The following is a 15341-nucleotide window of genomic DNA, read 5'->3' as shown; positions in this document are numbered from 1 at the left end:
CACCGGCTCAGCGCATCGCCTTGACGTCATCGGCGGTGATCGCATCCTCATAATGATTGCCGAAATGCGTGCGGACATAGTTCACCACATTGGCGACCTGTTGGTCCGTCATCATCTCCCCCACCGGCGGCATGCCGTTCAGGCCCTTGAGCGTCACCAGCATAGGATAGCCACTGGCGGCGAGATTGGGGTTGTTGGCGAGCGCGGGATATTTGCCAGCGCCCGTTGCGCCGGCTGCGTCCGGCATGTGGCAGGCGGCACAGACCCTCCGGTACAATTTTTCGCCGTCGGGTTCGCTGAACCGCCCCGGCATCACGAACGCTCCGTCGGCATCCCCTTGCTGGGCGACCAGAGCGGCGGGATCGCCCTGGCGTGGCTGGGCAGCATCCTGCGCGAGTGCGACGGAAACCGAGCCGGTGAGAATGCCGGCGGCGAGGCCAAAGGCCAATGTGCTGATCTTCATGATATTAGCTCGCGGTGACACGTTGATGGAGCCGCGTGATCGCATCGATGGCGGAGGTGATGCCGCCTTCCTGCCATCCGCCGATATAGGAGGTATGCTCGCCCGCCAGGACGATCCGCCCGTCGAATTCGCACATATTCCGGTAGTGCTCGGCGCGCGCTTCCTCCGTCCACTGCCCGAAGCAGCCGAGCACCCAGGGCACCCGGTGCCAGCCGACGGCCACGCCGTTCATGAACTCGGCCTTATATTGCGGATGGATCTGCGCGCCCCATTCAAGCGCGCGCTTGACCCGCTCTTCCGGCGGCAGCGCGGTCAGTTCGAACCCTGTCGAGCCGCCGGTATAAGCGCCCAGAAGCACGCCCGGGCCGCTGGCGCCATAATTGCTGCTGGGGTAGCTGATCTGCGAGATCGGCAGATCCGTGGTGGTGATGCCGCCATAGATCTGGTCGTCCTGCTCCCAGAAGCGCCGCTTGAATTCCAGCCCGACCTTGACGCTGGTCGAGTAGGGCACGGCACGGATCGCCCCAGCCAGCTTGGGGCCGACATTCATGTCGATCTGCGCGAGGATGGGCAGCGGGATCGTGCAGATGCACCAGTCAGCCTTGGCCTGCGCAGTGGCACCGGATTTGGTGTCGACATAATCGACCGTGACGCCTTTCGCGCCCTGCTTGATCGCCGTGACCTTGCTGTTGAGGCGAACCAGATGGCCGACCGCCCGCTCAAAGCCCTTGGCGACCATTTCCATGCCGCCAACCGGCTGGAAGATGGCGAACTCATGATCCCAGGTGAGGTTGCCCCCAATCGAGCGCCACAGGCGTGAGCGGAGCACCGTTTCGGCGGTCATCGGCTCGGAGGGGATGGGCTCGGCAGTCAGGCCGCCGCCTGGCTGCTTCTCCCAGCCACGGCGGTTGCTGGACTCGCGGCCCTTCACATAGCGCATATCCTTGTCGAGCGCGCCCCAGCTTCGCAGGGATTCCAGCAGGATGTCGCCATCCTCCTTGCTGAGCGTATCCGCCAGGGCATTCTTGTTGACGGCCTTGGCGAGCAATTCGCTGACATGGCCGTAGAAGTCCGCCTGCACATGCCGGTAGCGCTGCGGGGCGCCGCCGAACGCCTTGGTCGAGTGGACATAGGCGTTATAGTTGACCTGCATGAACGGCTCGAGGGCCACGCCCAGTTCGCGGCAATAATGCATGATGCCATGGTGGTGCCATGGAATGCGCCACGGGCCGGGATTGATGTAGTTGCCGGGCGCGAAGTCGCACTTCTGCGTCGCGCCGCCGAGTTCAGTGTAGGTATCGCCGCCCTTGAGCGTCCAGGAGCGGCCGCCCACGCGGTCGTTATACTCCAGCACCTGAACCTTGTAGCCGGCGCGGCTCAGCTCCAGCGCGGCGGTCATCCCCGCGACGCCGGCGCCCAGAATGAGCACGCTCGCGCCCTTCGCGCCGCCCTCCAGCTTGATCGGTCCCTTGAACGTCGAGGCCTGAGCCTGGCCGAGGCTCGACATCGCCATGTACATCGCCGATGCGCCTGCCGTGGTTCCAATGAGCGCCAGCAGATCACGCTTGCTCATGCGCAGCGCGTTAGTGTCTGTCATATGTGGTTATATCCCATGTCACCCCTTTGCGTGAGGGGAGCCATGGTGGGCGAACCGGGCATTGACCCGACTCGCACCAACCTGTGCAGCACCTCGTCGCGAAGCCAGTGATCGGCCTGCGGCTCGCTGCTGTTGATACGAGGTTTTGCGTATTTGCCGTGGAACGCGGCTCGGGCAAAGGGCCAAATCTACGCCGGAGTCGTGGGCGACGATGGCCGTGCTGCCCAAGCACATCCCGCTGTTGAATTACGCGAAGTATTCAGGGCCGGATTTAGCCCCTCCTCTTCAGAGGAGGGGTTGGGTGGTGCAGCAACCTCGCGGTTGTTCACCGGTAGAGCGATGCTGCGCATCGCCACCACCCCTTGGCCCCTCCTCTGAAGAGGAGGGGAGTATGTCGTCTGTCGCCTAAAGCGTCGCCTCGATTTCGCGCGCCGCCATATCAGGCTCGGGCGCCTGAGTGATCGGGCGGCCAATGACCAGCAGCGAGGCGCCGGCATCCACCGCTTCACGCGGCGTGACCGCGCGCTTCTGGTCGCCCTTGCTGGCGCCGCTCGGGCGCACGCCGGGCACGACAAAGAAGCCGGCCGGCCACAGCTTGCGCGCGCGGGCGACCTCATTGCCGGAGCAGACGATGCCGTCGAGACCGGCCTCCTTGGCGAGCAGCGTCAGCCGCTCGACCTGTTCCTGCGTACCGCCGTGGACGCCGGTTTCCTCCAGATCGGTCTGGTCAAGGCTCGTGAGCGTCGTCACGGCGACGACCTTGGTGTGGACCCCGGCCGCAGCCTTGGCGTCTTCCAGCATCGCCCGTCCGCCAGAGGCATGGACGGTGAGGATCGACGGTTCGAGCGCGTGCAGGGCCTGAACCGCCTTGGCGACCGTGTTCGGAATGTCGTGCAGCTTCAGGTCGAGAAAGATCGGCAGGCCGAACTTGCGCATCTCATGCACGCCATGGTGGCCATTGGCGCAGAAGAATTCCAGCCCCAGCTTGATGCCGCCGACATGGTTGCGGACCTTCTGAACCAACTCCTGCGCATGGGGCAGGGACGGCGTGTCGATGGCGATATAGATGATGCTGGTCATGGAGTGTCGGTTCTGCCTGCCGGTTTGAGATCGTCGTCCACCCGCACATCGATCGTGCGAACGGGCGGTGCGGGGTCGAATCCCGCTGGGGTGATGTGATCGGGCGTGGCGGTTGGCGCGGGGTGGTCCTGGGTGTGAACCACTGGCGCCGTCGCCGCCGGCGCAGAAGCCGCGAGGGCACGCTCGGCGCTATCGAGCCGCCGGCGCATCCGATATTTGGTGGCCTTATGCAGCGCCCAGAAGGGCAGCGAACCGGCGAGAAATGCGACGATCACGAGAACCGGCAGCTTGGTTTCAAGCTGGAGACCGCCCCACAGATTGATCATCACGGGGGTCCAGTTGGCGAAGCTGAAAATGACGATGATGATCGCCAGTACGACCCAGAAGGCTGTCCGGAGGAACTGCATGGCTTCTCTTCCTCTGCTTGGTCCGTAGAGCCTGACCATAAGCGCCCCGCGACGGCTTGCCTAGGGGCGCAGTTCAACGCCTCCCTGCGGACATGGGAGCTTCCGGAACGGGCGTGTCAGCCAGCGGTTCCGAACACCCGCGTGAAGATCGTGTCGACATGCTTCAGATGATAGTCGAGGTCGAACAGTGCCTCGAGCTGCGGACCGGAGAGATGCGCGGAAACGGCCGGGTCGGCCTTGAGCAGATCGAGTAGCGATTGCGCGCCGTCCGACTGCCACACCTGCATGGCGTTGCGCTGGACCATCGCATAGCTGTCCTCGCGGCTCACACCCGCCTGGGTGAGGGCGAGCAGCACGCGCTGCGAGTGGATGAGGCCGCCCATCCGGTTCATGTTCTTCATCATCCGCTCGGGGTAGACGAGCAGCTTGTCGATCACGCCGGTGAGTCGACCGAGGGCGAAGTCGAGCGTGATCGTGGCGTCCGGGCCGATGAAGCGCTCGACCGAGGAGTGGGAGATGTCCCGCTCATGCCACAGCGCGACATTCTCGAGCGCGGGCAGGGCATAAGCGCGCACCATGCGGGCCAGGCCGGTCAGATTCTCGGTGAGCACCGGGTTGCGCTTGTGCGGCATCGCCGACGAGCCCTTCTGGCCCGGCGAGAAATATTCCTCGGCTTCCAGCACCTCGGTGCGCTGCAAATGGCGCACTTCGACGGAGAGCCGCTCAATGGAGCCCGCGATCACGGCCAGCGTCGAGAAGAACATGGCGTGGCGATCGCGCGGGATGACCTGCGTGCTGACCGGCTCGACCGTGAGGCCGAGCTTGGCCGCGACATGCTCTTCTACCTTGGGATCGATATTGGCGAAGGTGCCGACCGCGCCGGAGATCGCGCAGGTGGCGACGTCTTCACGGGCCGCGATCAGGCGCGCCTTGCAACGGGAGAACTCGGCATAGGCTTCCGCCATCTTGAGACCGAAGGTCACCGGCTCGGCGTGGATGCCGTGGCTGCGGCCGATGGTCGGCGTCAGCTTGTGCTCGAACGCGCGGCGCTTGATCGCCTCCAGCAGCGCATCGAGATCGGCGATCAGCAGATCGGCCGCGCGGGCAAGTTGCACGTTGAGGCAGGTGTCCAGCACGTCCGAGCTGGTCATGCCTTGGTGCATGAAGCGGGCTTCATCGCCGACCTGCTCGGCGACCCACGTCAGGAAGGCGATCACGTCATGCTTGGTCACGGCCTCAATGGCATCGATGGCGGGCACGTCGATGGAGGGATTGGTCGCCCACCAGTCCCACAGCGCCTTGGCGGCGCTCTTGGGCACCACGCCCAGTTCGGCCAACGCTTCGGTCGCATGAGCCTCGATCTCGAACCAGATGCGGAAGCGCGCTTCCGGCTCCCAGATCGCGGTCATTTGCGGGCGGGCGTAACGAGGCACCATGGGGCGGGTTCCTGATGAGACAGATTGGAGACGGGCTGCCCCTAGCAGGCTGCGGCGAAACGGGCAAATCGCGCGGGTGAGGGCGGTGGCTATGACTCAAGCTACTGAGATATAGCGATAAAAATCAATGCTGTTCGTGGTGGGTGGTCGCGGCGACATGAAGCGAATCGTTCGCAGATGGGTGCGCGTCGACCGATTGATCAGAGCCTCGTCCGCGTGCCGCAACCTCAGATCAGTCCCATGGCCCGCATCGAACGGTGACCTTCGGTCGCGACAATGACATGATCGTGGACGGTCACGCCGAGGGGCTTAAGCGCGGCGATGACGTCGCGAGTCATGAGGATGTCCTGCCGGCTCGGCTCGGGCAGGCCGCTGGGATGATTGTGCACGAGGATGACGCCCGCAGAGCCGAACTCCAGTGCGCGACGAGCAACCTGTCGGGCATAGATGGCCGCTTCATCCACCGAGCCGTCCCCCATATGATCGTCACGCAGCAGGATGTTGCGGGCGTTGAGATGAAGCACGCGCACGCGCTCGATCGAGAGATGGGCCATGTCGGCGCGCAAATAATCGAGCAGGGCCTGCCATGATGCCAGCACCGGCCGCTCCGCCACCTCGTTGCGCAGCATCCGCAGGGCGGCGGCCTGTGTCGCCTTGAGCGCGGCGGTCGTGGTCTCGCCCATGCCGTCGACCTGCATCAGCGTGGCCCAATCGGCGCTGAGCACGGCGCCCAACGAGCCGAAGCGGGCGATCAGGGCCTTTGCCAGCGGCTTGGTATCCCGGCGCGGCAGGGCGAGCGCGAGCAGATATTCGATCAGTTCATGGTCCAGCAGCGCATCCGGTCCGGTTGCGAGTCGCTGGCGCAGGCGGGCACGGTGGCCCACCCCATCATGGCTGGCACCATCAGGACTGGCACCATCATGGCCGGGGCCATCATGACTCGTCTCGCTCTTGCCCCGGGATCGCCCTTCGCCCATGAACATTGTAGCTAAGCGCGAGCCGGCAGAGCGGCAAGCGGGAATGACGGGGATGATCGTCTGACCGATTGGGTCGAAGAGGATGACGAGCTGGAGGCAGGTGCGGCAGATCGGCTGCACCGGCGCCGTCAGCGCGTGCGCAGGATCGCCGGCGGGAGTGCAATGGCGCTGCTGCTGGTCGCTGGCGGCCTCTGGCTGGCGCGCGAGCCGATTGCCGACAGCTTCATCGCGCGGGAACTGGCCAAGCGGGGCGTACAGGGCCGATATGAGATCACGCGGATCGGTCCGCAGCACCAGCGGCTGGACAATCTCGTCATTGGCGACCCGAAATCGCCCGATCTCACGGTCCGCTTCATCGAGCTCGAACTCGCCTGGGGCCTGACCGGGCCTTATATCGATCGGCTCGAGGCCAGCGGCGTTCGGCTGCGCGGGCGGATTGCCGATGGGGCGCTGGACTTGGGTCAGGTCAGTCGCCTGCTGGAAGGTGGCACAGGCGATCCCAAGCTGCCCGACTGGACGGCGGTGATCGAGGATGCACAGGCGCGGATCGTTACCGACAACGACACGGTCGAGCTGGGGCTGGATGGCAGCGGGCCGTTATCGTCGGGGTTCAATGGTCAGCTTAATCTCGCGAGCCCGGCGCTAGCCTTTGGCGATTGCAGGCTGCGGGCGCTGCGGGCACCGGTGGACGTAGCGACCGAGAATGGCGAAATTCACCTCAAGGGCCCTGCCCATGTCAGCGGTGTTGGATGCGAGGCGGCGAAGCTCAGGCTGACGGCGCCCACGCTCGATCTCAACATCCGCACAAACCTCGCCCTTGAACCCTTGGGCGGTGCGGTGAGCCTTGCCGCGCCATTGGCCGAGCAGGGGGACGGGCGGGGCAAGCGCGAGTTCAAGGAACTGTCCGGGCTCATCACCTTTAAAGGCGAAGGCGATACCCTGCGGGGGAGCGCTTCGCTTGCCGCCGTTAGCGCGCTTGTCGACGGCCTTGAAAGTGACGCGGCAAAGCTGGGCGGCAATTTCGCGGTGCAGCTCGATTCCCGCAATCGCGCTCTGGCGTGGCAAGGCACCGGGACCATCGAGAATGCCCGGCCGGCTCGCGGGATCAATCTTTCGCGCCTCGCTTCGGCGGCCGATGGCAGTCCGCTGGAACCGATCGCGAACAAGCTTGCGCGCGCAGTCGAGGCGATCGGCCGGCGCAATCACATAGAACTGGCGGGCCAGGTCAATATGCTCGGCGCGCAAGGTAACGCTCGGCTTGACCGCTTCGCGCTGCGCTCGGCGAGCGGCGCGCGGATCGAGAATTGGGAAGGCAGCGCGGTGCGCATCGACTGGCCCGGCGGCCTGCGCGCGTCGGGACGGTTGGACATCGCCGGTGGCGATCTGCCGGAGGGCCGCATCGAGTTCGCCACGCAGGAGCAAGGCGGTGTGCGCGGCACCGCCACATTGAGGCCTTATGATGCCGGCGGGGCGCGGCTTGCGCTCACCCCGCTGCGCTTTGCCGTGGATGGCGCGGGGCGCGGCAGCGTCCAGACGCAGGTGACGCTGGACGGCCCCTTGCCGGGCGGCGCGGTCAAGGGCCTGCAGATGCCGCTCGACGCCCGCGTAGGGGCAGGCGGGGCGATTAGTCTATCAGGGACTTGCGTGCCGTTGCGCTGGGCTTCGCTCAGCATGTCCGGCCTCGTGCTCGATCCTGCGGCGTTACAGGTTTGCGGGCTGGGCGAGGGCACGGCCGCGATCCGCGACGTGGCATTGCGCGGCCGGCTGGGCGACAATCCCTTCGCATTTGATGCAAGCGCAGCGCGTTACGGCCTCACCACCGGCCGCTTCGAAATCCAGCAACCGGACGTGCGCATTGGCGCGGCCGAAGCCCCGGTCCGGCTCGCTGCCGATCGCCTGACGGGCGGACGTGGGTCGGCGGGTGGCCTCGCCGGGACGATTTCGGCAGGCCGGGGCCGGATCGGCTCTGTGCCGCTCGATCTCACCGCCATGGAAGGGCAATGGCAGTTCGCCGACGGACGTCTGGCCGTCGATGGCAATCTGCGCGTCGCGGACACGCAGGCCGATCGGCGGTTCAATCCGCTGGCCGGCGAGCAGGTACATCTGACCCTGGCCGACAATCGCATCGAGGCGACTGGTGTGCTGGTGCATTCGGAACGAAAGGCCAAGGTCGCCGATGTGGTGATCCGGCACGACCTCAGCCGTGGCGCAGGCCGCGCCGATCTGACCGTGAACGGCCTGCGCTTCGGCAATGCGCTTCAGCCGGACGATCTCACGCCGCTCTCGCTGGGCGTGGTCGCTAACGTGGTCGGGATGGTGAACGGCGCCGGCCAGATCCGCTGGACCGGCGACAAGGTGACCAGCGACGGGACCTTCTCGACGGAGAACATGGCTTTCGCGGCCGCCTTCGGCCCGGTCGCCGGCCTGTCGACGACGATCCGCTTCACGGACCTGCTTGGCCTGCGCACCGAACCCGGCCAGGTGGTGACGGTGGAGAGCGTCAACCCGGGCATCGAGGTGCGCGACGGCACCATACGCTATCAATTGCTCTCCAGCGAGGTGGCGGAGATCGAGGGCGGGCGCTGGCCGTTCTCTGGCGGTATGCTGGAGCTGATGCCCGCGCCCCTCGCGCTGGATTCACGCCAGCCGCGCAATCTCACCTTCCGCGTCGTCGGGCTGGATGCGGGCGCCTTTATCAACACGCTGGAGCTGGAGAACATCTCCGCGACGGGCACCTTCGATGGTCTGCTGCCCATGGTGTTCGACAAGGATGGCGGGCGGATCGTTGGCGGCCTGCTGGTTGCGCGGCAAGAGGGAGACGAGCCACGCTACCTCACCAGCACGCAGGGCCTGACGATCCCGTGCGATCCAGAGCGCCGGGCCGGACGCCTTTCTTACGTGGGTGAGGTGTCCAACGCGCAGCTCAACGCGATGGCGCGGCTGGCCTTCGATGCGCTCAAGAATTTGGGCTATCGCTGCCTCGCAATCCGGCTGGACGGCGCCATCGATGGCGAGTTTGTCACGCAGGTCAGCATCAACGGGGTCAATCAGGGCACGGAAGAAACGCGCCGCAGCTTCCTGGCGCGACCGTTCCTTGGCCTGCCCTTCCTGTTCAATGTGCGGATCCAGGCGCCCTTCCGGGGGCTGCTCAACACTGCGACCGGGCTTGCCGATCCGACCAAGCTCATCAATGGCAGTCTGGGCGACCAGTTTGTGCCCGTCGGCAGCGGAGCATTCACGCGGGGTTCCGGGGTGGTCGTTCAGCCGGCGGACAGCGACAAGAGGATAGAAGGGGACAGGAAATGAGGCACCGACGATGGATATCGCGCGCAACGCGACTGGGCTTGGGGCTGGCGCTTGCCGGAGCGGCAGGCGGCTGCATTCAGGTGCGCGCGCCCGAAAAGCCGATTGAGATCAATCTCAACGTGAAGATTCAGCAGGAAGTGGTCGTGCGCCTTCAGCAGGACGCCAAGGACCTCATCGAGAACAATCCGGAGCTTTTCCCGAAATGACATATATGCACAGCATTCGCGCCGCAGCGCTTGCGGCAGTTTTCGGTCTCGGCGTCGTCGGAGCGGCTCCGGCCATCGCGCAGGACGCGGTGGTGAGCGCCGCCAAGTCGGCCGGTACGGTCGGCGAGCAGTCGGACGGCTATCTGGGCGTCAACGGCTCGGTCAGCAGCGATGTGCGCGCCGCCGTGGATGCGCTCAACATCAAGCGCCGCGCGGCCTATACCGATCTGGCGGCCAAGCGTGGCGTGACCGTACAGGACATGGCGGCCGTGACCGGTTGTCAGACGCTGGCCGGGCGCGTTTCGGAAGGGCAGATCTATCGGATCGGCAATGGTCCGTGGCAGACCAAAGGCGCCGGGCCGATTGCGCTGCCGGATTATTGCGCCACCGCCACACGCTGAGCGATTCGCGCCACTGAGGGCCTAATTTTCCTCGAAAATCCGCCTGATCCCTCCGGCGCGGTCACCAGTGTTGACTTGCACGCCAACGCTTTCTACACGGGCCGCGCCTTGACGGGGGCGGCTCAGGCACGTCATGCAGCGCTGGTTTTTACGTCTCTTGGCGTGAACGGGAGTTGGCATGATGACAGAGACCGAACCTGGGCGAGACCCGATTGCCGAAGATGAACGCATCAAGTCGCTCAGCGAGCGGTTGGAACGTGCCGAGGCAGTCGAAAAGGTCAGGACCGGAGCGGACCGGGAAGTTGGCGGCGATAAGAACTATCGCCTCGGCAACCGGGTTCTTGCGGAGCTGATCGGCGGTCTTGTCGGCGGCGCGCTGATTGGATGGGTCCTGGACCGGTTCATCGGCACATCGCCCTGGCTCCTGCTGGTTTTCCTCTTTCTGGGGATCATCGTAGCCTTCAGGAATATTTGGAAGATTTCGATGAAGCGTCCTGAGAAGTAAGGGCGCTTTCGTCATAATCGCAGACGGCTTTTTGGGAATCAGACGTGGCAGAACCCGGCAAGATCGATCCTATGCACCAGTTCGCCATCGAGCCGCTGTTCGGTACCGAACAGTGGAGCCTCGGTGGTTACAACATTGCGTTCACCAACAGCGCGCTGTGGATGGTGATCACGGTCGTCGTTCTGTGGGGCTTCATGCTGCTCGGCATGAAGCGCGATCTGGTGCCGGGGCGCTGGCAGGCGGCTGTAGAGTCGATGACCGGCTTCATCGCGAAGCTGACCGATGACAATATCGGCAAGGGCGGGCGCAAATATGTGCCCTATATCTTCTCGCTGTTTATGTTCATCCTCTTCGCCAACCTGCTTGGCCTGCTGCCCATCGGCATTTTCGGCCTGCATCCCTTCACCTTCACCAGCCACTTCACGGTCACTGGTGTTCTGGCGATCCTGAGCTTCTCGATCGTGCTGATCGTCGGCTTCTGGAAGCATGGCCTCAAGTTCTTCTCGTTGTTCGTGCCGCACGGTACCCCGCTGTGGCTGATCTGGCTGATCCCCATCATCGAGTTCGTCTCGTTCATGGTGCGCCCCTTCTCGCTGGGCCTGCGACTGTTCGTCGCGATGATCGCCGGTCACATTCTGCTCAAGGTGCTTGCCGGCTTCGTGATCAACGCTTCGGCTGCTGGCGTGGCGCCCGGCCTTGGCGTCGGCATCCCCAGCTTTGCCCTGATGGTCGGCATCTCTGCGCTGGAGATCCTGGTCGCTGGCATCCAGGCCTATGTTTTCGCACTGCTCACGTCGCTGTACATTCACGACGCCGAGCATCTGCACTGAGTTTCAACCAACGACCAAATCGAGTTTCAGAAAAGGAGTTAAGTAACATGGACGCAGAAGCCGCAAAGCTGATCGGTGCCGGTCTGGCTGCTATCGGTGCCGGCGTGGCCGCGCTCGGCGTGGGTAACGTCTTCGGCTCGTTCCTTGAGAGCGCGCTGCGCAATCCGGGCGCTGCCGACGGCCAGCAGGGCCGTCTGTTCATCGGCTTCGCCGCCGCAGAGCTTCTCGGCCTGCTGGCGTTCGTCGTCGCGATGATCCTGATCTTCGTCGCCTGATCGCCCGCAAGACGACAGACGATGATGTGGAGCCGGCGGCTGCCCAATGACGGGCTGCCGCCGGACCGCGCAAACGGACAGGTGATATGCCTCAGATAGCCCAGCTCGCCGCAACCTACTCGTCGCAGATCTTCTGGGTTCTGCTGACATTCGGGTTCGTGTTTTTCGTGATCGGTCGCGGCATGGTGCCGAAGATTCAGTCCACGGTGGATGCGCGCGACAAGAAGATCGCCGACGATCTCGAAGCGGCCCGTGCGAATTCGGCCAAGGCCGATGCGCTCGAAGCCGACTGGCGGGCGAAGGAAAATGAAGCGCGTGCCGCTGCGCAGGGCCGTCTGGCCCAGGCAAAGGCCGAAGCTGCTCGCAATCGCGAGGCTGCGCTGGCCAAGACCGACGCAGCGCTCAGCGAAAAGCTGGCCGCAGCGGAAGGCGAGATCGAGGCCGGCCGCGTGAAAGCGCTGGAGCAGATCGAAACCGTGGCGGCAGATGCAGCGGCGGACATCGTGCAGAAGGTCGCCGGCACGCAGGTGTCGCCGGATGCGGCGCTCAAGGCAGTGAAGGCGGTACTCTGATATGGCAAACCAGACCATGACACAGGTTGCCGAGACAGCCCCGGCAAGCGACAACGGCTCCGGCGCCGTGCAGTTCAATCTCGAAAACGCCGACAAGGTCCAGAATCTGGACGGCGACATCCACGCGGCCACGGAAGCCGTGGGCGGTCCGGAGCACCATGTACCGGACGCGACCGCTTTGGGGATGGACGCGACGGGCTGGGTCAGCCTCTCGATGCTCGTGTTCGTTGCGGTGCTGATCTGGAAGAAGGTGCCGGCGCTCATCGCCCGGTCGCTGGACGCCAAGATCGCGACGATCCGCAATCAGCTCGACGAAGCCGCGCGGCTCCGGAAGGAAGCCGAAGCGCTCAAGGCCGAGTATGAAGGCCGGATCGCCTCCGTCGCCAAGGAAGCCGATGCGATGCGCTCGGCGGCCGAGCAGGAAGCTGCCGATCTCATCACTGCAGCGCAGGCGGAAGCCGAAGCGCTGGTCGTCCGTCGCCAGAAGATGGCGGAAGACAAGATCGCTGCTGCCGAGCGCGCGGCCATTGCCGATGTGCGCGCCAAGGCGGCTGCAGCGGCGACGGCAGCAGCCGGCGTGCTGATCCGCGAGACCCACAGTGCCGCGGCCGACAAGGGCCTCGTCGACGACGTGATCGGCAAGCTCGCGCACTGAACGACCTGCAGATTGATGGCTTTAGAAAGGCCGGGCCGAGCGATCGGTCCGGCCTTTCTGCATTTGAAGGGCCATGCTTCGGCCGGTTGAGGCAGGAGGCCGTTGTCCTGTCCGCCTCTCGCCCCTAAATGGCGCGGATGACCGAGCGGCCATCGTCCCCCAATCGCTTCAACGAAGAAAAGGCGACCTCCACAATCCGTGGCAGTGAATTGCCGGACGTGGACGCTGGCGTCGCGGCGATTCGCGAAACGCTCAAGACCTTGGGCACGCGGCCGGGCGTCTATCGGATGCAGGATGCGCGCGGCGACGTGCTGTATGTCGGCAAGGCGCGGGCGCTCAAGAATCGGGTCTCCAACTACACGCAGGTCGATCGCCTGCCGCGCCGGTTGCAGCGCATGGTCTCGCAGACCCGCTCGATGACGATCGTCACCACCCAGAGCGAGGCCGAGGCGCTGCTGCTGGAAGCGCAACTCATCAAGCGCTTTCGGCCGCCGTATAATGTGCTCCTGCGCGATGACAAAAGCTTCCCATTCATCCTGCTGCGCGAGGATCACGCCTTTCCGCGCGTGCAGCTTCACCGCGGCGCGCGGCGCTACAAGGGGCAATATTACGGGCCGTTCGCCGGGGCAGGGCAGGTGCGCAAGACGCTCAACGCGCTGCAGAAGCTGTTCTTGCTGCGCAGTTGCACGGACAGCTTCTTCGCCAATCGCTCGCGGCCCTGCCTGCTGTATCAAATTCGCCGCTGCTCCGCGCCCTGCGTCGGGCGGATCAACGAGGCGGATTATGCGGCCCTGACCCAGGACGCGCAGGACTTTCTCGGCGGCAAGTCCACGGCGGTGCAGGCGCGGCTCGGTGAGGCGATGAATGCGGCGGCGGAGTCGCTCGATTACGAGATGGCTGCCGTCTACCGGGACCGGCTCAAGGCCCTGACCTTCATCCAGGGCAGCCAGGCTATCCACGCCGAGGGGCTGGGCGATGCCGATATCTTCGCGCTCGCCAGCCGCAATGGCGGCATGTGCATCCAGGCCTTCTTCATTCGCGGCGGCCAGAATTGGGGTCATCGCAGCTTCTTCCCGGTCCACACCGCCGAGGTGGGGGAGGATGAGGTGCTGATGCAGTTCATGGCGCAATTCTATGAGGATGTGCCGCCCGCGCCGCTGGTGCTCTGTGACCGCGAGCCCTCCGAGACGCTGCTGCTCGCCGAGGCGCTGAGCCAGAAGCTGGAGCGCAAGGTGCGCATCGAGGTGCCGCAGCGTGGGAGCCGTGTGAAGCTCATCAAACAGGCCCAGCGCAATGCCGAGGAAGCGCTGGAGCGCCGTCAGGCCGAGAGCAGTGCGCAAGGCAAGATTCTCGCCGACATGGCCGAGCTTTTGGGTCTGGAAGGTCCGCCCAATCGCATCGAGGTTTACGATAACAGCCATATCCAGGGCACCAGTGCGCTGGGTGCCATGGTGGTGGCGGGGCCGGAGGGGTTCCGCAAGAGCGGCTATCGCAAGTTCAACATCAAGCGGCCGGAAACGGTCGCCGGCGACGATTATGGCATGATGCGCGAAGTGCTCGGCCGCCGCTTCGGCCGCGCCGCCGAGGAAGATCCCGATCGCGAATCCGGGGAATGGCCGGATCTGGTGCTGATCGACGGCGGCCGGGGCCAGCTCAACGCGGCGCGCAAGGCGCTGGAAGAGATGGGCATCGAGGATGTGCCGATGGTCGGCGTCGCCAAAGGACCGCATCATGGTCGCGAGGGGCGGGAGGTCTTCCACCTGCTCGACGGGCGGGATTTCCAGCTACCGGTCAATCACCCGGTGCTGTTCTACCTGCAGCGCCTGCGCGACGAGGCCCATCGCTTTGCGATCGGCGCACACCGGCAGAAGCGAGCCAAGGCGATCACTGTCAGTTCGCTGGACGAAGTGCCCGGCATCGGGCCCGCCCGCAAGAAAGCGCTGCTCATGCATTTCGGCACCGCCCGCGCCGTGCGCAACGCGAGCCTTGATGACCTCCAGCGCGCGCCCGGCGTTTCATCGGCGGTCGCGCAGACAGTCTATGATTATTTCCATGGCTGAGCGGATTTGCTCCGGCCTGCCGCAAAGGTTGATGCCCGGCGCAATGCGCGCTAAGGGCGCTGCTTCAACACCCGTCGGGATGTCCTAACCGCTCATGCTGTTCACCTTTCTCCTTGTCGTCCAGGCGATCATCGCCTTCGCGCTCGTCACTGTCATTCTGATGCAGCGGTCCGAGGGTGGCGGGCTCGGCATGGGTGGCGGTGGCAGCCCGTCTGGTCTGATGTCGGCGCGCGGCGCGGCGGATTTCCTCAGCCGGGCGACCAAGATTCTCGCGACGTTGTTCGTGGGCATGAGCATTGTGCTGGCTGTGATTGCCGCCACGCAGCACCGGGCCGCGACGATCGATACCTCGCTGGTCGGCCAGTCCGGCACCAGCGACATGTCGGCGCCGATTGCGGATGGCGATGGCATTTCCGGCGCGGCCAACAGCGCGGCGGCACCGGCCGGTCCGGCTTCGGCGCCTGCCAATGGTGCGGCCGGCGCCCCGCTCGCGCAGTAACGATCCACCAGTTTTTTTCACCGGTGGCGGATTCGTCCGCTTGCCCTTCCGTTCGAGTTCAGCGTAAGCCTC

16 protein-coding genes are annotated in these 15341 nt (G+C 65.0%); 10 read left to right on the top strand and 6 right to left on the bottom strand.

Annotated elements, in window-relative coordinates:
* Window positions 1–7: 7 nt before the first annotated feature.
* The 6 genes from M2336_RS14400 to radC form a co-directional block, all read right to left on the bottom strand.
* On the bottom strand, window positions 8–463 hold the full coding sequence (locus tag M2336_RS14400; protein ID WP_264573020.1) for a c-type cytochrome: 456 nt from the start codon (window positions 461–463) through the stop codon (window positions 8–10).
* Window positions 464–467: 4 nt separating this feature from the next.
* Entirely contained in the window at window positions 468–2060 is a 1593-nt protein-coding gene (locus M2336_RS14395) for an NAD(P)/FAD-dependent oxidoreductase (RefSeq protein ID WP_264573019.1), read from the bottom strand.
* Between the two features lie 405 nt (window positions 2061–2465).
* A complete protein-coding gene (gene pyrF / locus M2336_RS14390) occupies window positions 2466–3140 on the bottom strand; it encodes an orotidine-5'-phosphate decarboxylase (protein WP_181559885.1) in 675 nt (224 codons plus the stop codon).
* Window positions 3137–3547 carry a LapA family protein gene (locus M2336_RS14385; RefSeq protein ID WP_181559884.1) on the bottom strand — a complete coding sequence of 137 codons (411 nt, stop codon included), beginning with the start codon at window positions 3545–3547 and terminating at the stop codon, window positions 3137–3139. Before M2336_RS14385 ends, pyrF begins: the two co-directional genes overlap by 4 nt.
* A gap of 116 nt (window positions 3548–3663) precedes the next feature.
* Window positions 3664–4983 (bottom strand): adenylosuccinate lyase, encoded by a 1320-nt coding sequence (purB, locus tag M2336_RS14380; RefSeq protein WP_264573018.1) that lies wholly within the window; start codon window positions 4981–4983, stop codon window positions 3664–3666.
* A 227-nt stretch (window positions 4984–5210) separates the two neighbouring features.
* Window positions 5211–5960, bottom strand: a complete 750-nt coding sequence (gene radC / locus M2336_RS14375; protein ID WP_413715976.1) for a RadC family protein — start codon at window positions 5958–5960, stop codon at window positions 5211–5213.
* 162 nt (window positions 5961–6122) lie between these two features.
* On the opposite strand from radC, the gene M2336_RS14370 reads away from it, so the two are divergent.
* The 10 genes from M2336_RS14370 to secG all read left to right on the top strand — a co-directional run bounded on the left by M2336_RS14370 (window position 6123) and on the right by secG (window position 15269).
* Window positions 6123–9266 (top strand): YdbH domain-containing protein, encoded by a 3144-nt coding sequence (locus M2336_RS14370; RefSeq protein ID WP_264573016.1) that lies wholly within the window; start codon window positions 6123–6125, stop codon window positions 9264–9266.
* A complete protein-coding gene (locus tag M2336_RS14365; RefSeq protein WP_264570578.1) occupies window positions 9263–9472 on the top strand; it encodes a YnbE family lipoprotein in 210 nt (69 codons plus the stop codon). Before M2336_RS14370 ends, M2336_RS14365 begins: the two co-directional genes overlap by 4 nt.
* A 5-nt stretch (window positions 9473–9477) precedes the next feature.
* Window positions 9478–9873 carry a YdbL family protein gene (locus M2336_RS14360; RefSeq protein WP_413715168.1) on the top strand — a complete coding sequence of 132 codons (396 nt, stop codon included), beginning with the start codon at window positions 9478–9480 and terminating at the stop codon, window positions 9871–9873.
* A 181-nt stretch (window positions 9874–10054) separates the two neighbouring features.
* Window positions 10055–10378, top strand: coding sequence for an AtpZ/AtpI family protein (locus M2336_RS14355; protein ID WP_181559878.1), 324 nt, complete (start codon window positions 10055–10057; stop codon window positions 10376–10378).
* A 44-nt stretch (window positions 10379–10422) separates the two neighbouring features.
* Entirely contained in the window at window positions 10423–11208 is a 786-nt protein-coding gene (locus M2336_RS14350; RefSeq protein ID WP_181559877.1) for a F0F1 ATP synthase subunit A, read from the top strand.
* Between the two features lie 47 nt (window positions 11209–11255).
* A complete protein-coding gene (locus M2336_RS14345) occupies window positions 11256–11483 on the top strand; it encodes a F0F1 ATP synthase subunit C (protein ID WP_014076610.1) in 228 nt (75 codons plus the stop codon).
* Between the two features lie 86 nt (window positions 11484–11569).
* Window positions 11570–12055 carry an ATPase gene (locus tag M2336_RS14340; RefSeq protein WP_264593158.1) on the top strand — a complete coding sequence of 162 codons (486 nt, stop codon included), beginning with the start codon at window positions 11570–11572 and terminating at the stop codon, window positions 12053–12055.
* A gap of 1 nt (window position 12056) precedes the next feature.
* Window positions 12057–12710, top strand: a complete 654-nt coding sequence (locus M2336_RS14335; protein ID WP_264573015.1) for a F0F1 ATP synthase subunit B — start codon at window positions 12057–12059, stop codon at window positions 12708–12710.
* Between the two features lie 137 nt (window positions 12711–12847).
* Entirely contained in the window at window positions 12848–14770 is a 1923-nt protein-coding gene (gene uvrC, locus M2336_RS14330) for an excinuclease ABC subunit UvrC (protein ID WP_264593157.1), read from the top strand.
* A 97-nt stretch (window positions 14771–14867) separates the two neighbouring features.
* Window positions 14868–15269: a preprotein translocase subunit SecG gene (gene secG / locus M2336_RS14325; protein ID WP_181561429.1), complete on the top strand. Its 402-nt coding sequence runs from the start codon at window positions 14868–14870 to the stop codon at window positions 15267–15269.
* Window positions 15270–15341 lie beyond the last annotated feature (72 nt).

It is taken from the genome of Sphingobium sp. B1D7B, from assembly GCF_025961965.1.
Taxonomy (GTDB): domain Bacteria; phylum Pseudomonadota; class Alphaproteobacteria; order Sphingomonadales; family Sphingomonadaceae; genus Sphingobium.
This window is presented reverse-complemented; position numbering and strand designations above follow the sequence as displayed.

Coding starts and splice junctions, on each gene's coding strand:
- M2336_RS14400 (WP_264573020.1), bottom strand. CDS start 463: ATGAAGATCAGCACATTGGCCTTTGGCCTCGCCGCCGGCATTCTCACC.
- M2336_RS14395 (WP_264573019.1), bottom strand. CDS start 2,060: ATGACAGACACTAACGCGCTGCGCATGAGCAAGCGTGATCTGCTGGCG.
- pyrF (WP_181559885.1), bottom strand. CDS start 3,140: ATGACCAGCATCATCTATATCGCCATCGACACGCCGTCCCTGCCCCAT.
- M2336_RS14385 (WP_181559884.1), bottom strand. CDS start 3,547: ATGCAGTTCCTCCGGACAGCCTTCTGGGTCGTACTGGCGATCATCATC.
- purB (WP_264573018.1), bottom strand. CDS start 4,983: ATGGTGCCTCGTTACGCCCGCCCGCAAATGACCGCGATCTGGGAGCCG.
- radC (WP_413715976.1), bottom strand. CDS start 5,960: ATGGGCGAAGGGCGATCCCGGGGCAAGAGCGAGACGAGTCATGATGGC.
- M2336_RS14370 (WP_264573016.1), top strand. CDS start 6,123: ATGGCGCTGCTGCTGGTCGCTGGCGGCCTCTGGCTGGCGCGCGAGCCG.
- M2336_RS14365 (WP_264570578.1), top strand. CDS start 9,263: ATGAGGCACCGACGATGGATATCGCGCGCAACGCGACTGGGCTTGGGG.
- M2336_RS14360 (WP_413715168.1), top strand. CDS start 9,478: ATGCACAGCATTCGCGCCGCAGCGCTTGCGGCAGTTTTCGGTCTCGGC.
- M2336_RS14355 (WP_181559878.1), top strand. CDS start 10,055: ATGACAGAGACCGAACCTGGGCGAGACCCGATTGCCGAAGATGAACGC.
- M2336_RS14345 (WP_014076610.1), top strand. CDS start 11,256: ATGGACGCAGAAGCCGCAAAGCTGATCGGTGCCGGTCTGGCTGCTATC.
- M2336_RS14340 (WP_264593158.1), top strand. CDS start 11,570: ATGCCTCAGATAGCCCAGCTCGCCGCAACCTACTCGTCGCAGATCTTC.
- M2336_RS14335 (WP_264573015.1), top strand. CDS start 12,057: ATGGCAAACCAGACCATGACACAGGTTGCCGAGACAGCCCCGGCAAGC.
- uvrC (WP_264593157.1), top strand. CDS start 12,848: ATGACCGAGCGGCCATCGTCCCCCAATCGCTTCAACGAAGAAAAGGCG.